The 16,439-nt window shown below is 52.9% G+C and carries 14 protein-coding genes and 2 pseudogenes; 6 read left to right on the forward strand and 10 right to left on the reverse strand.

The genetic code is table 11. The features are described 5' to 3' along the window. Positions 1-90: 90 nt before the first annotated feature. From cysG to MT343_RS09785, 7 genes and pseudogenes are all read right to left on the reverse strand, one after another. On the reverse strand, positions 91-1,461 hold the full coding sequence (gene cysG / locus MT343_RS09755) for a siroheme synthase CysG (protein WP_145468651.1): 1,371 nt from the start codon (positions 1,459-1,461) through the stop codon (positions 91-93). Next, a complete protein-coding gene (gene serS, locus MT343_RS09760; protein WP_145468649.1) occupies positions 1,458-2,732 on the reverse strand; it encodes a serine--tRNA ligase in 1,275 nt (424 codons plus the stop codon). Before serS ends, cysG begins: the two co-directional genes overlap by 4 nt. A 6-nt stretch (positions 2,733-2,738) precedes the next feature. Next, the gene (gene crcB, locus MT343_RS09765) at positions 2,739-3,113 is read right to left on the reverse strand and encodes a fluoride efflux transporter CrcB (protein ID WP_145468647.1); all 375 of its coding nucleotides are present in this window, start codon (positions 3,111-3,113) and stop codon (positions 2,739-2,741) included. Next, positions 3,110-4,447, reverse strand: a complete 1,338-nt coding sequence (locus MT343_RS09770; protein ID WP_145468645.1) for a replication-associated recombination protein A — start codon at positions 4,445-4,447, stop codon at positions 3,110-3,112. Before MT343_RS09770 ends, crcB begins: the two co-directional genes overlap by 4 nt. After that, positions 4,437-5,123 (reverse strand): outer membrane lipoprotein chaperone LolA, encoded by a 687-nt coding sequence (lolA, locus tag MT343_RS09775; protein WP_186435866.1) that lies wholly within the window; start codon positions 5,121-5,123, stop codon positions 4,437-4,439. The genes MT343_RS09770 and lolA overlap by 11 nt, the downstream gene beginning before the upstream one ends. A 12-nt stretch (positions 5,124-5,135) precedes the next feature. After that, positions 5,136-6,695: pseudogene (locus tag MT343_RS09780) on the reverse strand (DNA translocase FtsK); the annotation flags it as partial. Between the two features lie 561 nt (positions 6,696-7,256). Further along, a pseudogene (locus tag MT343_RS09785) lies at positions 7,257-7,778 on the reverse strand (DNA translocase FtsK 4TM domain-containing protein); the annotation flags it as partial. A 52-nt stretch (positions 7,779-7,830) separates the two neighbouring features. Here MT343_RS09785 and aat point away from each other — a divergent pair. From aat to infA, 3 genes are all read left to right on the forward strand, one after another. After that, positions 7,831-8,526, forward strand: coding sequence for a leucyl/phenylalanyl-tRNA--protein transferase (gene aat, locus MT343_RS09790; protein WP_145468639.1), 696 nt, complete (start codon positions 7,831-7,833; stop codon positions 8,524-8,526). Continuing rightward, a complete protein-coding gene (locus MT343_RS09795) occupies positions 8,523-9,227 on the forward strand; it encodes an arginyltransferase (protein ID WP_145468637.1) in 705 nt (234 codons plus the stop codon). Before aat ends, MT343_RS09795 begins: the two co-directional genes overlap by 4 nt. Positions 9,228-9,327: 100 nt before the next feature. Continuing rightward, entirely contained in the window at positions 9,328-9,546 is a 219-nt protein-coding gene (infA, locus tag MT343_RS09800) for a translation initiation factor IF-1 (protein WP_028292799.1), read from the forward strand. 28 nt (positions 9,547-9,574) lie between these two features. Here infA and clpA read toward each other — a convergent pair whose 3' ends face one another. Next, positions 9,575-11,833, reverse strand: a complete 2,259-nt coding sequence (clpA, locus tag MT343_RS09805; protein WP_145468636.1) for an ATP-dependent Clp protease ATP-binding subunit ClpA — start codon at positions 11,831-11,833, stop codon at positions 9,575-9,577. A gap of 14 nt (positions 11,834-11,847) precedes the next feature. Then, positions 11,848-12,270: an ATP-dependent Clp protease adapter ClpS gene (clpS, locus tag MT343_RS09810; protein WP_328296335.1), complete on the reverse strand. Its 423-nt coding sequence runs from the start codon at positions 12,268-12,270 to the stop codon at positions 11,848-11,850. Between the two features lie 183 nt (positions 12,271-12,453). On the opposite strand from clpS, the gene cspD reads away from it, so the two are divergent. Then, positions 12,454-12,723, forward strand: a complete 270-nt coding sequence (gene cspD / locus MT343_RS09815) for a cold shock domain-containing protein CspD (RefSeq protein WP_145468634.1) — start codon at positions 12,454-12,456, stop codon at positions 12,721-12,723. An 81-nt stretch (positions 12,724-12,804) separates the two neighbouring features. Here cspD and MT343_RS09820 read toward each other — a convergent pair whose 3' ends face one another. Further along, positions 12,805-15,039: an NADP-dependent isocitrate dehydrogenase gene (locus tag MT343_RS09820; RefSeq protein WP_145468632.1), complete on the reverse strand. Its 2,235-nt coding sequence runs from the start codon at positions 15,037-15,039 to the stop codon at positions 12,805-12,807. A gap of 264 nt (positions 15,040-15,303) precedes the next feature. Between MT343_RS09820 and MT343_RS09825 the strand changes: the two genes are divergently transcribed. After that, complete coding sequence (locus tag MT343_RS09825; protein WP_145468630.1) at positions 15,304-15,930, forward strand: pseudouridine synthase; 627 nt, start codon at positions 15,304-15,306, stop codon at positions 15,928-15,930. 59 nt (positions 15,931-15,989) lie between these two features. Continuing rightward, positions 15,990-16,439, forward strand: coding sequence for an NUDIX hydrolase (locus MT343_RS09830; protein ID WP_145468628.1), 450 nt, complete (start codon positions 15,990-15,992; stop codon positions 16,437-16,439).

The raw sequence follows: 16,439 nt of genomic DNA on the forward strand, positions 1-16,439 counted from the left end.
ATAGTTACAACCACTAAGTCCAAGCATAGTGCATATTTTTGACTCTGCCGCTTCAGCAAGCGGCAGACTAACGTCAGAAAAGGTCGGTTTTTAACGCCATTTCAGCCGCTCATGCAGACTGACGACTGAACCGACAATGGTGAGTGTTGGCGCCTGAATGGTGCGTCCGGCGATGTAGTCAGGCATATCCTCCAGAGTGCTGACATGAACCTTCTGGTCTGGCAAGGTTCCCTTCTCAACCAGAGCCACCGGTGTTGTTTTCTCCATACCGGCAGCCATCAGCTGGGCGCAAATATGTGGCAGACCACTCAGCCCCATATATATCACCAGTGTCTGTCCCGGATGAACCAGCTCCTGCCAGGGCAAATCACAGGTTCCGTTCTTCAGGTGCCCGGTTACAAAGCGAACGCTTTGTGCGTGATCACGATGTGTCAGTGGAATACCGGCATAGGCTGCACAGCCACTGGCTGCGGTAATGCCCGGCACCACCTGAAACGGAATGCCAGCCGCGGCCAGTTCCTCGATTTCTTCACCGCCACGGCCAAATATAAAAGGATCTCCGCCCTTCAGGCGCAGTACTTTTTTGCCACGCTGGGCGGCATCAACCAACAACTGGTTAATGCCTTCCTGTGGTACCGCATGGTCACTTTTTGCCTTGCCGACATAAAAGCGTTCAGCCTGCGGATGGATAAAGTCCAGAATCAGCGGATTGACCAGACGGTCGTAAAACACCACGTCAGCACTCTGAATCAGGCGCAGAGCACGGAACGTGAGCAGATCCGGATCGCCGGGCCCGGCGCCCACCAGATACACTTCGCCCTGCTGCTCAACATTTCCATTCAGCAACTCTGCAGTAACAGCCTCGGCCCGCTCAGCCTGTCGCGCCAGTATCAGCTCAGGCGCCAGACTGCCGATCCAGCGGCGCCAGAACCCGGCTCGCAGCGGCGCAGCAAGCTGCTGCTTAATCTGCCCGCGCAGACGCTCAGCAAAGGCTCCAAGGTCGCGGTATTCCTGCGGCAAAAAAGCTTCCAGACGCTGACGCACATGGCGTGTTAATGCCGGCGATGCACCACTGGTTGAAATGCTGACAAGCAGCGGCGATCGGTCGATTACCGCCGGAAAGATAAAATCGTTGTCTTCAGTTTCATCACAGCGACACACCAGGCAACCGGCCTTGCGGGCGTTAATTGCCAGCTGCTTGTTCAATGCATGGTTATCGGTTGCCAGAACCACCAGAGAACCGGAATCAAAGGTTTCGGTAAGGCTGGCGGGACGTCGTTCGATGCTAAGGAGAGGGTTTCCGGCACAGGCGGTAATATCCGCGTGCAGTTCGGGGGCAATCAGCTGAACCTGAGCGCCGGCTTTCAGTAATGTCAGCAGCTTGCGGGCGGCAACCTGGCCGCCCCCAACCAGCACAAAAGGCCGGACACTCCCCCGGAGAACCAGGGGCAGATTCATCATGGACGGATAACTTCAAGGCCACGCATGTAAGGGCGCAGCGCTTCAGGAACAACAATACTGCCGTCTTCCTGCTGATAGTTTTCCAGAATCGCAACCATGGTGCGGCCAACCGCCAGACCGGAGCCGTTCAGGGTGTGCAGCAGTTCTGGCTTGCCGGTTTCCGGGTTGCGCCAGCGGGCCTGCATGCGGCGCGCCTGATAATCACCAAAGGTGCTGCAGGAAGAGATTTCACGGTATTTCTGCTGACCCGGCAGCCAGACTTCCAGATCGTAGGTTTTGGCTGCAGAAAAGCCCAGGTCGCCACCGCACAGGATTACTTTGCGGTATGGCAGATTCAGCTTTTGCAGAATGGCTTCCGCATGGCCGGTTAATTCTTCCAGCGCAGCATCAGAATCCTGTGGGCGGACAAACTGCACCAGCTCTACTTTGTCGAACTGATGCTGGCGGATCATGCCGCGGGTATCGCGACCATAACTGCCCGCTTCACTGCGGAAGCACGGAGTATGTGCCACTTTCTTAATTGGCAGGGTCTTGTCCGTCACGCTGTCGCGCAGCAAATTGGTGACCGGAACCTCAGCTGTCGGAATCAGGTAGAAATCTTTCTCACCCGGCACTTTAAACAGATCTTCCTCGAACTTTGGCAACTGACCGGTACCTTCCAGCGCCTGGCGATTCACCAGGTAAGGCACATAGGTCTCTTCGTAACCGTGTTCTTCGCTGTGGGTGTCGAGCATAAACTGGGTAATAGCACGATGCAGACGCGCCATGGCGCCACTCATCGCCACAAAACGGGAGCCGGCAACCAGAGCGCCGTCGTCAAAACTCAGACCCAGCGGCTCGCCCAGATCAACGTGATCCTTGGCCTCGAAACTGAACGCAACAGGCTCACCCCAGGTCAGCACTTCAACGTTATCATTTTCGTCAGAACCAAATGGCACATCGTTCTGCGGCACGTTCGGAATGCTCATCAGCAACTCGCGCAGACTCTGTTCAGCCTGTTTTGCTGCCAGCTCGGCTTCACCGATATCGGAATCGATACTGCCCATCACCTGAGCCTTGGCATCTTCCGGAGACATGCCCTGACCGATTAATGCGCCAATCTGTTTGGACGCTTTTTTCTTCTCGGCCTGCAGGGATTGAGCGCTGGTCAGTGCGGCTTTGCGCGCATCGTCCAGGCGGGTGAATTCGGCTTCATCAAACATAAAGCCTTTCTTGGCCAGGGCTGCTTTTACCTGATCCAGATTGTCGCGAATAAACTTAACGTCCAGCATTGTTTCTTATACCAAGGATTTAGATAACCACATGCCTGCGGCAGTCGCCAGCAGGCAGCCTGTAACACTGAAGCCGACATAGCTGGCCATCGCCAGCCAACGCTCCTGCTGCAGCAGTGCAATACTTTCTAATGAAAACGTAGAGAAGGTGGTAAAAGCACCGAGGAAGCCGATCATCGCCAGTTGCTTGTGATGATCACCGCCCCACTGGTGTTCTACCAGCCAAATATAGGCCATACCGATGGCGAAGGAGCCTAGCAGGTTCACTGTTAAGGTGCCATAGGGAAAGGGCTTGTCGGCCCAGCGGAAAACGGCCGTTGCCAGCAGATAACGGGAAATGGCGCCGAGCGCACCACCGATGCCGATCCACAGATACGTCATTCACCTTCTCCTGCGTCACTCAGTGGGTAACGCTGTTGTGTGGACTGCTGATTCAGTTGCTGAAGATGCTCCAGTTTCTGCCGTATCTTACTTTCCAGCCCACGGTTTACCGGCTCGTACAGCTGAGTATCTTTCAATTCCGGTGGAAAGTAATTCTCACCGGCGGCAAAGGCATCCGGCTCGTCATGGGCATAGCGGTATTCTGCACCGTAATCGAGCTGCTTCATTAATTTGGTTGGCGCATTGCGTAAATGCAGAGGCACTTCGTAGCTTGGCTGCGAAGCAATCATCGCCCGCACTTTGTTAAAAGCCTTATAGACCGCATTACTTTTCGGGGCGCAGGCCAGATAAGCAACCGCCTGCGCAATGGCCAGCTCCCCTTCCGGCGACCCCAGCCGCTCCTGCACATCCCAGGCATTCACACACAGCGTCAGGGCACGCGGATCGGCATTGCCAATATCTTCGCTGGCCATACGCACGACCCGGCGGGCGATATACAAAGGATCGCAGCCGCCATCCAGCATGCGTGCAAACCAATAAAGGGCTGCATCCGGGTCCGAGCCGCGCACCGATTTATGCAGTGCTGAAATCTGATCGTAAAAAGCCTCTCCGCCTTTATCAAAGCGACGCGCCTGATTACCCAGCAATTCTTTAACAACCGCCACACTGAGTTCATCTTCGCCGCTGAGCTGCAGCGCGAATTCGAGCATATTCAAAGCACGCCGTGCATCACCATCGGCGACATCGGCGATCATCTGCAACGCTTCTGCACTGGCTCGCGGCGCAGGATCAAGCTGCTCAATCCCCTGCTGCAAAATCTGCTGCAACTGCTCTGCACTCAGGCTTTTTAAAACATAAACCTGAGCACGGGACAGCAATGCATTATTTAATTCAAAGGAAGGGTTTTCTGTTGTAGCGCCAACAAAAATAAAGGTGCCGTCTTCCACATAGGGTAAAAAGGCATCCTGCTGGGATTTATTAAAGCGGTGTACTTCGTCAATAAACAACACCGTTTTACGACCCGTTGCACGGTATTGCTGCGCGCGCTGCACCGCTTCACGGATCTCTTTAACTCCGGACATAACCGCACTGAGAGCCAGAAAAGCCGCATCAACGTATTGTGCAATCAGGCGCGCGAGAGTGGTTTTACCTACGCCCGGCGGTCCCCAGAATATGACCGAATGCAGCTGCCCGGCATCCAGTGATTTACGCAATGGCGTGCCCGGCCCGATAACATGCTCCTGGCCGATATAATGTTCCAGCCGCTGCGGACGAAGTCTTGAGGCTAAAGGTTCGTATGCGGGCGTATGGTTACCGAAAAGATCAGATGCCATGGCGTCCGTCGATTACGTCCACACCCTCAGGCACATCAAATATAAAAGCAGCAGGATCCACAGCCGTGTTTACATTGGCGGCTGAAAATGAAATTTCCGTAACCTGACCCGCGGCATCGTAAATCATCATGCGCTTCAGGTTTTTGCCCTGATAATGAAATTCCAGCGACTCAAACAGCTGGCTCGGATCCTTAGGCACCAGCTGAAAAATAATTTCGTTACTGGCCATTTCTTTGGCAACAACAAAACTTTTTTCAACATCTGCAGTACTGCCGCTCAGCAGCAAGGCCGGAGTTTCCTGAACACGCTGATCCATGTCGCGGATGGTTACCTGCTCCAGATCCATATCATAAATCCAGATCAGCTTGCCGTCAGAAACAACCAGCTGCTCAAAAGGCGCATCGGTCTGCCAGCGCATTTTTCCGGGCTTGGCGACGGTCAGACTGCCACTCATCTGCTGCAGGATGCGTCCGGAGGTATCACGGGTCGTCTGCACAAAAGAGGATTCAAGACTCTGCAGCTGTTTCAGGCGCAGTAAAAAATCCGCTAATGCATCGCTGGATGATTGCGCTCCGGAAGGCAGACTGAAAGTTAAAGCACCAATAAAAATCAGCAAATATTTGCGGAAGAATTCAGATAAAAACACGTCGGTTACCACTTTTTTAGCGTACGTCAAAATAAAACCCGGTCAGTAATTCGGCGGCGCACCGGCCAGCACTTCACGCGAGCCATTATGTGCCGGCGATGAAACAACACCGGCCGCCTCCATTGTTTCTACAAGGCGTGCGGCGCGATTATATCCGATGCGCAGCTTACGCTGCACAGAGGAAATAGAGCATTTGCCACTTTCGGTGACAAAGGCGACCGCCTGATCATACAAATCGTCTTTTTCATCACCGCCTTCCAGTGAGAAAGCTCCGCCGCCATCTTCGTCGCTGCTGGTGATTTCCTCAATATAATTGGGTTCGCCACGCAGCTTCCATTCGGCCACCACACGATGAACCTCATCATCGTCAACAAAAGCGCCATGCACACGCTCAGGCAAGGCATTTCCCGGTGGCATATAAAGCATGTCACCGTGTCCGAGCAGTTGCTCCGCCCCGCCCTGATCAAGAATGGTGCGAGAATCGATTTTGGATGACACCTGGAACGCAATCCGGGTCGGCACGTTGGCTTTAATCAGACCGGTAATAACATCCACCGACGGGCGCTGGGTGGCCAGAATCATATGAATACCAGCGGCACGGGCTTTTTGCGCGATACGGGCAATCAGCTCTTCCACCTTTTTACCCACCATCATCATCATGTCGGCGAATTCGTCGATCACAATAACGATATAAGGCAGAGGCTCCAGCGCTGGCGGTGTCGTTTCAAAAGATTTATCAATCTGCCACAAAGGGTCCGTCAGCGGCTGTCCGGCTTCAATAGCATCGCGAACCTTTTTGTTGTAGCCGGCGAGGTTACGCACGCCCATAGCGGCCATCAGCATATAGCGCCGTTCCATTTCGGCAACCGACCAGCGCAGACCGTTGGCGGCTTCTTTCATATCGGTAATGACCGGCGTCAGCAGGTGCGGAATCCCCTCATATACCGACAACTCCAGCATTTTCGGGTCAACCAGAATCAGGCGCAGCTCATCCGGTGTCGATTTAAACAGCAGACTAAGCAGCATGGCATTCACCCCAACCGATTTACCGGAGCCAGTAGTACCGGCAACCAGCAAGTGAGGCATTTTTGCCAGATCAGTAATGATTGGGTTGCCACCGATGTCATGCCCCAACGCCAGCGTCAGCGGCGATTTCGAGCGATCATATTCTTCTGATGACAACACTTCAGAAAGTGATACCACGGCGCGGTCTTCGTTGGGCACTTCAATCCCCATCACCGACTTGCCGGGGATTACCTCAACCACACGCACACTGATCATCGCCATCGAGCGCGCTAGATCACGTGCCAGATTCGAAATCTTACTGGCCTTTACGCCGGGCGCCGGCTGAATTTCAAAGCGGGTAATCACCGGGCCTGGCGCCACAGCAGTTACTTCGATTTTTACGCCGAAGTCCGCAAGTTTCTGCACCAACAGTTTCGACATTTCCTGCAGACGCTCGGGCGAGAAGCCGCTTTTCTGATCGTTACGCGGCGGATCCAGCAGCGCAATGGATGGCAACGGCTGATCGCTCTTAAACAATGTTCCCTGTAATTCACGCTGGGCACGTTCGCTGGTGCGGTTCTCTTTACGCGCCAGAGGCTCAATAGGAATTACGGCCTCCGCAGGCTCGGCTTTTACTACCTTGGTTTTTACCGGCGTATCTTCCCATGGAGGGATTTCTGATGTGTCAGCCGCAGGCTCTGGCGCGACGGCCGGAGTTGTTTTCTCCTGGCGTGGCGGCAGATCGGTTGCTGCTACGTTATCACTGGCCGTGACCTGAACATCGCTGGTACTGAAAACATCCAGATCGCCAAGCCATGGCTCGACGTCATCGTCTGCAGTGGCTGTAGCAGCATCCATTCGGCTGAAGAAGCGATCAAAACCTGCGACTTCATCACCTGGCTTACTGGTGCTTACGGATGTTGCTTTGTCCTTTTTACCTGCGGGAGCTTTGACAGGCTCTGCCTCAGCCTGCTCACCAGAGCTCTCATAATCATCTGTGTCGTCATAATCACCGGTTACCGCAACAGCATCTGAGCTGACATGCCGTGCACTCTGGCGACGGGCGATACTGCGCTCACGCCACTCCAGCAACCACCCACCCAGGCGGTCGAACAGCTGCAGCCAGGAAAATTCAAGAAACAGCATCAGCCCCAGAGCCAGTAATGCGGTAAAAATAATGGCCGAGCCAACAAAGCTGAACAGCGGCAGAAAACCACCCACAATCACCTTGCCAACGATACCGCCAGAGCCAACAGGCAAGCCTTCGCCATGCCATATGCTCATCTCAGCCAACGCACACAGCATGCTGACAGAGAGCACCATGCCGAGTGTACGCAACAACCAGATGCGACCGCCGGGGCGCGGAGCTTTACGGAACAACAGCCACAGCTTGGCCATTACCAGCAGGGGCAGAGCAAAGGCCAGGTAGCCTAGGCCATGAAAAAGAAGGTCGGCAATGACCGCACCAATACGGCCAACCGAATTATGAGTTGCACCCTCTCCCGCCGCGGACCAGGCCAGATCGGAGGGGGTATACGAAAACAGAGCGAGCAGGAGCAGCAGGCTGACCAGCGTCAGCAGCAAAAAAATAACATCATGGCGCCGCTGCCAGCTGCCGGCAGAAGCAGAATCCGGTGTTGTTGCTGGCTGAAAACCTGCTTCAGACGTATCCTTTGGCAAAATACCCTTCCCGTTACCCTTATTCAGAGGCGAAGTTTACCACGGGTTTATCATGATTGATTGGCTAGATGAAGTCCTTCCGCCGGTATTTCCGGCTACGTCAAAAGCCCTGAACGAACCCAACGGCCTGCTCGCAGCCGGAGGCCGGGTAAGTCCGCTATGGGCGGACAGCGCCTACCGTAAAGGGATCTTTCCCTGGAATGATCCGGGGGAAGCACGGCTATGGTGGAGCCCTGCCCCGCGCGCGGTCATTACCGCCGAAAGTTTTCATCTGCCGCGTACGGTGCGCAAACTGTTGCGCCGCGAGCAACTCAGTGTCAGCTGCAACCTGGCTTTTGACAGCGTTATTCAGGCCTGCGCACAGCCACGTGACTATGAAAGCGGCACCTGGATCTGCGATGAAATCATCGACTGCTACAGCAGATTGCAGCGTGCCGGGCGGGCGTTCAGCGTGGAATGCTGGGACACAGACGGAGTCTTATGTGGCGGCTTTTATGGTCTGACCATAGGCAGCGCCGTATTCGGAGAATCGATGTTTTCGAGACGCAGCAACGCATCAAAACTGGCTTTCGCCACTGCAGCGCCGATATTGTTTGCCGCCGGAGTAACGCTGATTGACTGTCAGATGAAAACGGAGCATCTTGGGCAATTTGGCCTTATTGAACTTGAGCGCAAAGCTTTTGAAGGCATATTGCAGCAAGCAACAACGCAGCCACTGCAACTGATGCTGCCAGGGTGGCTGGCATGAAAAAAATCATGTTATTCCAACCACCGGAGACCCACAACTGCAGTTATCTTGAAGATCAGGAGTCGCGGAGTTTATATGTAGACCCTCGCGCCGAACTCGACCAGGAAACCCTGACACTGCTCAGTCTTAACGGTTTCCGTCGCAGTGGCCGCCTGGTTTACCGCCCTGACTGCCCGGCCTGTTCGGCCTGCATTTCCGTACGCCTGCGGGTTAAAGACTTTCAGCCCTCCCGCAGTCAGCGGCGCATTCTTAATAAAAATACCGACCTGCAGCTGCGCATCGAAAAACCCAGCGACAGCGATGAAATATACAATCTGTTTGAACAGTACATTAATGCTCAGCACGCCGATGGTGATATGTATCCACCCAGTCGCCGACAATTCACGGATTTTCTGGTCAGCGACTTCGGCACAACAGACTTTCTGACAGCGCGCCTGGGAGGTAAGCTGGTTGCCTGCATGGTTTTTGATCATTTACAGGATGGATTGTCAGCGGTTTATTGCTTCTACAGCGATGAATTGCCACAACGCTCCCTTGGCACCCTGATGATTCTCAGGCTAACCCAGCTCTGCCAATCTCTCGGGCTGTCTTTCAACTATCTGGGCTATCTGGTTAATGGCAGCAGAAAGATGAACTATAAGCGACAGTTTGTGCCATTAGAGGCTTACCGCGCAGGCCAATGGTCCCTCCTCAACAGCTGATTCCCACCATCCGAAACGCAACAAACGGATAGCGCTTTGCTTATTGTTGAAATTTAAGGCAGAATGCGCCCGCGTTGTGCAAGGTCTAAACAGGTGACGAATGGCAAAAGATGATCACATTGAAATGGAAGGTGAAGTAATCGACACGCTTCCAAATACGATGTTCCGGGTAAAGCTGGAGAACGGGCACGTTGTGACTGCTCATATTTCAGGAAAAATGCGTAAGAACTACATCCGCATTCTGACCGGCGACAAGGTGAAAGTTGAATTAACACCTTACGACTTAAGCAAAGGTCGTATCACCTACCGGGCACGCTGATGCCAACATGCCCGGCAGGTGACAGCAATCAGGCTGGCACCTCCTCGGGCATTGTCAGAACCAACTCTCCATCCTCGACTGCAATATCCACTTCCCCGCCCTGAGCAAGCTCGCCGAACAGAATTTTCTCGGCCAATGGCTTTTTCACTTTATCCTGAACCAAACGACTCATTGGACGAGCCCCCATACGTTCGTCATAGCCGTGCTCAGCCAGCCACTGGCGCGCATCATCATCGACATTCAGCAGCACGCGTTTGTCGTCCAGCTGCCCCTGCAGTTCTGCCAAAAACTTATCGACAACGTGCAGGATGGTATCGCGCGATAATGGCGAGAACTGAATAATACTGTCGATCCGGTTGCGGAATTCCGGCGTAAAGGTTTTCTTCAGCGCCTCCATACCATCCGTACTGTGATCCTGGAAGGTAAAGCCAATGCTCGAGCGGCTCATCTGCTCCGCCCCGGCATTTGTTGTCATGATCAGAATTACGTTACGGAAATCGGTTTTGCGACCGTTGTTATCCGTCAGTGTGCCGTGATCCATCACCTGCAGCAAAATATTGAACACTTCCGGGTGGGCCTTCTCAATTTCGTCCAATAATAATACGCAGTGTGGATTTTTATTGATTGCTTCGGTAAGCAGGCCACCTTGGTCATAACCGACATAACCCGGAGGCGCACCGATCAGACGGGAAACGGTGTGGCGCTCCATATACTCAGACATATCAAAGCGGATTAATTCCATCCCCATAACATTCGCCAGCTGTCGCGACACCTCGGTTTTACCGACACCGGTAGGCCCGGCAAACAGGAATGAGCCAATGGGTTTTTGCGGAGAATTAAGTCCGGCACGCGACATTTTAATCGCTGTCGATAAAGTCTGGATCGCCTCATCCTGACCAAACACCACCATGGATAATTTATCTTCCAGTTTAAACAGCAGTTCTTTATCCGAAGCCGATACGGTTTTTGGCGGAATACGGGCAATCGCCGCAACGACCTGTTCAACCTCAGTCACGCCGATCACTTTCTTGCGTTTGTTCGCTGGCAACAGATGCTGCAGCGCACCGACTTCATCAATTACATCAATCGCTTTATCCGGCAGATTACGGTCTGTGATATAGCGCTCCGCCAACTCAGCCGCCGCTTTTAACGCCTTATCGGTGTAGCGAATATTGTGATGCTCTTCAAAACGGGACTTCAGCCCCTTAAGAATTTTATAGGTATCTTCAACCGATGGCTGAGCCACATCTATTTTCTGGAAGCGACGGGTCAGCGCGCTGTCTTTTTCAAAAATTCCGCGGAATTCTGTAAAGGTTGTAGAGCCAATGCAGCGTATTTCACCGGAACTCAGCAGAGGTTTTAATAAATTACTGGCATCCATAACACCACCGGATGCAGCACCGGCACCGATGATGGTATGAATTTCATCAATAAATAAAATGCCATGCGGTTGCTTTTTCAGTTCGGCAAGCAAGGCTTTAAAACGTTTTTCAAAATCGCCGCGATATTTTGTTCCGGCAAGAAGCGCGCCCATATCCAGACTGTAAACAACGGCATCCTCAATAACCTCGGGCACATCGTGATCAACAATCCGCTTGGCCAACCCTTCAACAATGGCGGTTTTACCAACACCGGAGTCGCCGACTAACAGTGGATTATTTTTGCGCCGGCGGGCCAGTGTCTGCACTAGACGACTGACCTCGTAGTCACGGCCTATCAGCGGATCAATTTTACCTTCCCGCGCCAAACGGTTCAGGTTGGTTGCATATCCTTCCAGCGCACTTTTACTGCTGTTCTCAGCTTCCTCTTCCGACCCTTCGGACAGGTGATCAGAAGACTCATCCGGGCCGGATACTTTAGAAATTCCATGAGAGATGTAATTCACCACATCAATACGGGCGATATTCTGTTGTTTCAGGAAGTAAACAGCCTGACTTTCCTGTTCAGAGAAAATAGCAACCAGAACATTTGCCCCGGTAACTTCAGACTTTCCGGACGACTGAACATGAAATACGGCCCGTTGCAGTACGCGCTGAAATCCCAGCGTTGGCTGGGTTTCCCGCTCACCATCATGCTCAGGAATCAGTGGTGTAGTGGAGTCTACAAACTCCTGCAGCTCTTTGCGCAGCTTGGTGATATCTGCACCACAGGCCTCCAGCACGGAAGCTGCCGCCTCATTGTCCAGCAAGGCCAGAAGCAGGTGTTCTACCGTCATAAATTCATGACGTTTCGAGCGAGCATCCTTAAATGCATCATTCAGTGTTTGCTCTAACTCTCGGTTCAGCATATTGCCTCCTAACCTCAGTCATCTGCCGGAGAAATTTCACACATCAACGGATGCTGACAATCTCTTGCATATTGATTCACTACAGCCGCTTTAGTTTCCGCTACGTCTTTCGTATGTATTGCGCAAACCGCACTGCCTTTAGTGTGAACCGTTAACATAATCTGCGTTGCCTGCTCTGGCGTTTTACTGAAAAAACGCTGCAACACTTCAACTACGAACTCCATGGGTGTGTAGTCATCATTCATCATAACCACACAATACATAGGGGGCTTTTTCAGAGCCGGCTTTACCGCTTCAGTTACCACCCCGCCATGATCATTGGAGTAAGGATCTTCTGCTTGTAAGTTTAGTTGAGAATCAAAGATGTGGTGCATAGCCTGATAGAATCGTTGCATTTTGCTGGCATGATAACCCTCTGCCCCCCACACCTCTAGCACAGCAATGCTTCCAGAGTGTTATTTGTTAAATGCGGGCGCCCCAAACAATAACAAGTGTGAATGCAAATAAAGACCACTTATGGACGCTTGACGCTCTGTTTTTGTGGGGTTAGTGTGTTATTCAGCCATGGGTAGTAAGCCAGAGCTTATTTCAGTCGTAAGGCATGCAAGGGAGGCATAATAATGAAAACAGGGAAGGTAAAGTGGTTCAACAACGCAAAAGGCTACGGTTTCATTCTTGCTGATGACAGCAATGAAGACCTGTTCGCCCATTACTCAACTATCCAGATGGATGGCTACCGCACACTGAAAGCTGGCCAGGCCGTTCAGTTTGACACCAAGCCCAGCGATAAAGGCACCCATGCTATTAACATCCGCGCTCTAGAGACTGATGCAGCTTCGACTGATAACGAAACCTCAGACGAGCATTCATTTGCTCCCGAGGGAGCCTGATCTCATCAGACTGCATGCACGACAAGACAAACGGACATAAAAAAACCGCCTTTCGGCGGTTTTTTTATGTTGCTCACCTGATCAGCAGGAGTGGCCATCAATGGCTGCATTCAACGTTGCACTTGGACGCATCGCTTTCTCTGCCAAAGCCGGCACCGGACGATAGTAACCGCCAATGTCAACTTTGCTACCCTGCACTGCGGACAGCTCAGCCATAATTGCCGCTTCGTTATCCGAAAGTTTTTTCGCCAGTGGCGCAAAGCATGACTGAAGGTCAGTATCTTTAGTCTGCTCAGCCAGTGCTTTTGCCCAATACAACGCCAGATAAAAATGACTGCCGCGGTTATCAATATCACCCACTTTACGGGATGGCGATTTGTTATTGTCGAGCACCTGACCTGTTGCGAGATCCAGGGTTTCTGCCAGCACGTGAGCTTTATCATTGCCGGTAGCATGCGCCAGATGTTCGAGAGAGGCCGACAATGCCATAAATTCACCCAGCGAATCCCAGCGCAGAAAATCTTCTTCCAGTAACTGCTGTACATGCTTAGGTGCAGAACCGCCGGCACCTGTTTCAAACAGACCACCGCCAGCCATTAATGGCACGATAGAGAGCATTTTGGCGCTGGTGCCCAGCTCCATAATCGGGAACAGATCCGTCAGGTAATCACGCAGAACGTTACCGGTAACGGAAATCGTATCTTTGCCTTCTTTCAGGCGCTGCAGGGTTACACGTGTCGCTTCTTCCGGGGTCATAATGCTGATATCCAGACCCGAAGTATCGTGCTGAGCCAGATACTTCTCAACTTTGGCAATCAGCTGTGCATCATGAGCACGGTTTTTATCCAGCCAGAAAATCGCTGGCGTATCACTCAGACGGGCACGGGTTACTGCAAGCTTCACCCAGTCCTGAATCGGTGCATCTTTGGCCTGACACATACGCCAGATATCGCCTTCTTCTACGGCATGCTCAAGCAATACGTTACCGCCAGCGTCGACGACCTGAACGCGGCCATCAGCCTGAATCTCGAAGGTTTTATCGTGTGAGCCGTATTCTTCCGCCTTCTGCGCCATCAGGCCAACATTAGGCACACTGCCCATTGTGCGCGGATCGAACGCACCATTTTTCTTACAGAAGTTAATGGTTTCCTGATACACGCCGGCATAGCAGCGATCCGGAATAATGGCTTTGGTGTCCTGCAGACCACCTTCTTTATCCCAGAACTTACCAGACGCCCGGATCATCGCTGGCATAGACGCATCAACAATCACATCGTTTGGCACATGCAGGTTGGTGATACCCTTATCGGAATTCACCATACCCAGCTCAGGACGTTTACTGTAACACGCCTGAATATCGGCTTCGATGGCAGCACGCTGCTCTTCTGGCAGGTGGCGCAGTTTCCACAGCAAATCACCCAGACCGTTATTTGGATTAATGCCCAGCTCATCAAAGGTTTCGGCGTATTTTTCAAACACATCAGAGAAGAATACAGATACCGCATGACCAAAGATGATCGGATCGGATACTTTCATCATGGTGGCTTTCAGGTGCACAGACAGCAGTACACCCTGCTGACGCGCATCTTCAAACTCACGGGCAAAAAATTCACGCAGCGCCTTACGACTCATCACTGAAGCATCGATAACTTCATCAGCCAGCAGCGGCAGCTTGGCTTTAAGAACCGTTTTTTCACCATCAGCGGCGATGAATTCAATACGGGCATCGGTCGCCGCTGCCATGGTTACCGACTTTTCACTGCCGTAGAAATCGCCATGATCCATATGGGCAACATGGGTTTTAGAATCCGCAGACCATTCACCCATGCTGTGAGGATTATTGCGGGCGTACTGTTTAACCGAGGCTGGCGCGCGACGGTCTGAGTTGCCTTCACGCAATACCGGGTTTACCGCACTGCCTTTGATTTTGTCGTAACGGCGCTTGGCTTCTTTTTCTTCCTCAGTTTCCGGCTCTTCCAGATAACGAGGGATCTTAAAACCCTTGGCTTTTAATTCTTTGATTGCATCAATCAGCTGCGGCACAGAGGCACTGATATTTGGCAGCTTAATGATGTTGGCTTCAGGACGGTTCGCCAGAGCACCCAGCTCTGCCAGGTCGTCAGACTGACGTTGTTCTTCGGTCAGGTATTCCGGGAAAGCAGCCAGAATACGGCCGGCAAGAGAGATGTCGCGGGTTTCAACAGCAATACCAGCAGACTGAGTAAATGCCTTAACGATCGGAAGCAGAGAGTAGGTTGCCAGTGCCGGCGCTTCATCGGTCTCTGTGTAAATGATCTTTGGGGTATCGGTGGACATTGTTACTCCTATCGCATGGTAGCTGATTGCTGTTTCGCATGAGGCTTAACAGGTGGGTAGCTTTTGGCCACCGCATTTCCTGTACAATAAAGCCTCCGGTTCGGGATCTGTCCTGCTTATGCTGGGACAGTCAACCGCATCGGTGCCGGGGATTAGTTCCGGCGACTCATAGAGTCCGGGACGGTAATTTGTAGTTTTTCTACAAAAAATGCAAGCTAGACGAAAGAATAAGTAGTTTTCTTACAGAACCAACCAGACAAAGCCATGGCCACCCTGATACTGCTCAACAAGCCTTTTAACGTCCTCTCCCAGTTTAGTGACTCTGAGGGGCGCTGCACGCTCAAGGCGCATATTGACCTACCCGGTGTTTATCCGGCCGGCCGCCTCGATTACGACTCCGAAGGCCTGCTGCTTCTGACTGACAACGGCCAGTTACAGGCGCGCATCGCCGACCCGCAGCACAAGATGGAAAAAACCTACTGGGTTCAGGTTGAGGGGATTCCGGATGATGCCGCCCTTCAGGCCTTGCGCAGCGGCATCACCTTAAAAGACGGGCCGACCCGCCCCGCTGGCGCCCGCATTATTGAAGAGCCGCCACTATGGCCCCGCCATCCGCCCATCCGCCAGCGCGCCAACGACATCACCAGCTGGCTTGAGATCCGCATCCGTGAAGGCCGCAACCGTCAGGTGCGGCGCATGACCGCTCATATCGGACACCCGACACTACGCCTGATACGCGCCAATATTGGCCCCTGGTCTCTGGGGGATCTGCAGCCTGGCGAATACCGTAAAGAAACCGTACATATGCCAGCCCCGGCGCCGGGTAAATCCCACCCCACCACACAGCAGCGTGGCAGGCGCAAAATCAGCACGGCACGCAAACCGCGCTGATTTGAGCAAGCGCCCTTATTTCGGGTAAACTCCCTGCCCCTTTTTTATCAGGATGTCTCATGTCTGAGCGCTGGACTCCACATGCCACCGTTGCCACCATCGTCGAACACGAAGGCCGCTTCCTTATGGTTGAAGAAATCAGCCTCGGCCAGCAGGTAATCAATCAGCCAGCCGGACATATAGAAGAAGGCGAAACCGTTATCGAGGCGGCACGGCGCGAGACCCTGGAAGAAACCGGCTGGCTGGTGGAGCCTGAGGGCCTGGTTGGCCTGTACACCTACACCGCCCCGGCCAATCAGGTGACCTACCACCGCTACTGCCTGTTCGCCCGGGCGCTGCATGCGGTGGAAGGCGCTGTGCTCGATGATGGCATTATTGGCCCGCGCTGGCTGAGCATTGATGAACTGCGCGCAAGCACACAGCTGCGCAGTCCGATGGTTCTGACCTGTATTGAGGATTATCTCGCCGGGAAGCGTTACCCTCTGGACGTTATTGTAGAGCACCCTTAA

It is taken from the genome of Venatorbacter sp. C2-1 (genome assembly GCF_022832715.1).
GTDB classification, from domain to species: Bacteria; Pseudomonadota; Gammaproteobacteria; order Pseudomonadales; family Oceanobacteraceae; genus Venatoribacter; species Venatoribacter alkanivorans.